Source organism: Pedobacter sp. (genome assembly GCF_035566355.1).
In the GTDB taxonomy this organism is placed as follows: domain Bacteria; phylum Bacteroidota; class Bacteroidia; order Sphingobacteriales; family Sphingobacteriaceae; genus Pedobacter.
Genome location: NZ_DATMRL010000710.1, coordinates 1 through 2883, shown reverse-complemented (window position 1 = coordinate 2883; position 2883 = coordinate 1). Strand labels below are relative to the sequence as shown.

Genomic DNA, 2883 nt, shown 5'->3' with positions numbered 1-2883 from the left:
GAAAAACTTTATACAATTGCAGAATATAGTTTGAACTATAGCTGTCCAACAAATAGGGAGTATTTCAAAAAAACAAAAAGCTAATCGTCAGTAAAAATAATTTTATAGTCAGTCAAAACTAATTTGGGATTATTATAAGTTTAGATTATTTGCTACTTTTACTCCTGATTATTTGGCTATTATGAAGAAAAAAGTTGTCCTTATTCAGGACGATGAAGATATACTTGATATCATGGATCAGGTATTAGAGGAAGAAGGTTTTGAGGTCACGGCTTCGCTGACAACTGAGCCTGTTGAAAAAATTGATGAGATTGATCCTGATGTAGTGGTTGTTGATGAGCACATTAAGGGGAAAAAGAAAGGAACAGTGGTCATTGATGAATTAAAGTCTGATCCTGAAACACAGGATGTTTCGGCTGTTCTGACCTCTACATCTGCGAACTTATCTGAAAAGGCCAAAGCATGTAAAGCTGATGATTATATTGAAAAACCATTTGATATAGACCATATGGTGGAAGTGGTTAAGAAAAATGCTTGATAAAGTTACAGCATACTCAATCCGAACAGGATAATCGCTAATTATGCCTGTTGTAATCAAAAAAAATTCTTCTAAATGTTTCAATTCTTTTGACAAAACACGATTTGTAATTTTCGGAATTGAATTTAAAATATCATTAAACCGCTTGTTTCCTGTGTAAATGGAAAGAATTATCGGTATTTTCCATTTACCGCCAATTATGCCTAAGAAAGCATCGTTCTGTTAGTGTCCATTTTAATACATACTGTCCATAATGATACAGTTTAGTTTTAATGATGAAATGTAACTATATTATTATTAATGTTTTGTGATTGGTATTTGCATTGAAATATAGGGTTCAAATAAAAATAATTATGGACCGTGAAATTTCACTCAAACAACAAACAAAACGAAGAACCAAAATATACCTTATTGTGATCCGGAAGACCGGATGAACCTGATTTTCTATAATTTGCGAAAGGAGCAGTATCTGACTTTTGAAAACGCTGCAGAGCGCTCTGCAAAAGAAGTTAGTTTACAAATGGACAAGAATTTTGCAGAGGGAACAGTACATGGTTGGATGCATTACGTGAATAAGCAGGAACCCAGGCCCGTACAACTGTTTATTTGTGATTAAGGTCTGTACTCAGTATTTATATATTGAGGAAATATAAGTATCATTGCGGACGATATATATCTTATACTTTTAATAAGTAGCGTTTCATAAATGGCATCAAAACCTCTGGCTAATGAAGCAGAATTACTGGCGAAGATCGCTCAGGGGGATCACTATGCTTTTACTATACTTTACAAACATTATCATGGTTTTGTGAATGCTTTTGGTAAGAAACTCACCTATTCGGCAGATCTTTCAGGGGAAATCGTCCAGGACATTTTCTTAAAAATATGGCTGGACCGGGAGAGACTCGTAGAGATCGAGAATTTTGGAGGGTATTTAAATCGTTTGGTTCGTAACAAATCCTTCGACTTACTCAGAAAAATTGCTCAAGATGCGAAGTCAACTCATTTCATGGCCACGCGGATGACGGAAAGTGATGAAAGTACGCTTAGGCAGATAGATTTTAAGGATACAGAAAAGCTGTTGCATGAGGTGGTTAGTCAATTACCTGCACAGCAGCGGCTCGCTTATGAGCTATGCCATGTTCAGGGTATGAAGTATGAGGATGTGGCCAAAGAAATGAACGTGACACCGGAAACGGTTCACTCGCATATGAAACGTGCATTAAAAAAAATCAGGGAGCATTTCCGCAAAAATGCATTGGCTTATCCCGCGCTTTTTGCCGTTTTGTTTAAATAATCTTATTGAAAATCAGATTGTTGTGGAATATATTGTGTTTTTTTAAATTGCTTGTGCCCCTGATACCTATGCTTTCGCGTCAATATTAATAAAAGGTTAAGTTAACTTTTATTAAAATGAATATTGATGACCACTATATCTCCTGAAAGAATTAAACAGCTATTACTTGGGCGCCTGGAAGGGACGCTTGATCCTGTGGAAACCGATGAGTTATGGCAATATGTGTTGAATATCGAAAACCGTCCTTATATAGAAAGTCTATTGGGCGAAACCTTTTCGGCTATTCTGGTGCCTGATCATTTGGAACAGCACCGGCAGGATGAAATGATCCGGTCTATCATGGGCAGCAGTGGGCAGGCCATACAACCGATTCGCCGGTTTAGGTTATGGCCACGTATTGTTGCGGCGGCTTCGATCATTTTGGTATTGGGTATCGGTACACTCATTTATATCAATCGGTATACAAAGCATTCGAATCAAGGTGCACTGTCTGGTGATGTGACACCAGGTAAACAAGACGCTACGCTTACCTTGGCTGATGGTAAAAAGATCAGACTTGCTGATGTAGCTAATGGCGAATTAGCAAAAGAGGTAGGAATCGAGATTACCAAATCCAAAGATGGACAGTTAATTTATAAAGCCGCAGGTGGGAGTGCTGATCCGAACAAGGTTAATACGCTAAGTACTGCCAATGGGGAAACTTATCAGGTTAGTCTTTCTGACGGTTCCAGGGTTTGGCTGAATTCAGCATCGAGCCTGACCTATTCTGCTTCATTGACCAAAACCGGCAATCGATTGGTCCGCCTTAAGGGAGAAGGTTATTTCGAAGTTGCTAAAGACAAAATGCATCCGTTTATTGTCGAAACCTCCGGTCAGCAGGTAGAGGTACTGGGTACACATTTTAATATCAATGCCTACCAGGATGATGGAAATACCCAAACCACGTTACTGGAAGGGAGTGTTCGTGTGAATGCTCAAACCAAAGTCGTATTAAAACCAGGCCAGCAGTCTGTTTTAAATACAAAGAACGGGCTTAAGGTACGCCAAG

Annotated in this window: 5 protein-coding genes; 4 read left to right on the top strand and 1 reads right to left on the bottom strand. The window is 38.4% G+C overall.

Translation table 11 applies throughout. The features are described from left to right. The first annotated feature begins 181 nt into the window (after positions 1-181). Positions 182-538 carry a response regulator gene (locus tag VNZ46_RS27955; protein WP_325564765.1) on the top strand — a complete coding sequence of 119 codons (357 nt, stop codon included), beginning with the start codon at positions 182-184 and terminating at the stop codon, positions 536-538. Here VNZ46_RS27955 and VNZ46_RS27950 read toward each other — a convergent pair. Continuing rightward, entirely contained in the window at positions 443-736 is a 294-nt protein-coding gene (locus VNZ46_RS27950) for a helix-turn-helix domain-containing protein (protein ID WP_325564767.1), read from the bottom strand. The genes VNZ46_RS27955 and VNZ46_RS27950 overlap by 96 nt on opposite strands. Positions 737-968: 232 nt before the next feature. On the opposite strand from VNZ46_RS27950, the gene VNZ46_RS27945 reads away from it, so the two are divergent. From VNZ46_RS27945 to VNZ46_RS27935, 3 genes are all read left to right on the top strand, one after another. Next, complete coding sequence (locus VNZ46_RS27945; protein WP_325564763.1) at positions 969-1154, top strand: hypothetical protein; 186 nt, start codon at positions 969-971, stop codon at positions 1152-1154. A gap of 90 nt (positions 1155-1244) precedes the next feature. Further along, positions 1245-1835 carry an RNA polymerase sigma-70 factor gene (locus VNZ46_RS27940; protein ID WP_325564761.1) on the top strand — a complete coding sequence of 197 codons (591 nt, stop codon included), beginning with the start codon at positions 1245-1247 and terminating at the stop codon, positions 1833-1835. 126 nt (positions 1836-1961) lie between these two features. Further along, on the top strand, positions 1962-2883 hold a 922-nt coding region (locus tag VNZ46_RS27935), incomplete at its 3' end, for a FecR family protein (RefSeq protein WP_325564759.1).

Excerpts from the sequence above, each read along its gene's own strand:
- VNZ46_RS27955 (WP_325564765.1), top strand. The coding sequence starts at position 182 with ATGAAGAAAAAAGTTGTCCTTATTCAGGACGATGAAGATATACTTGAT.
- VNZ46_RS27945 (WP_325564763.1), top strand. The coding sequence starts at position 969 with ATGAACCTGATTTTCTATAATTTGCGAAAGGAGCAGTATCTGACTTTT.
- VNZ46_RS27940 (WP_325564761.1), top strand. The coding sequence starts at position 1,245 with ATGGCATCAAAACCTCTGGCTAATGAAGCAGAATTACTGGCGAAGATC.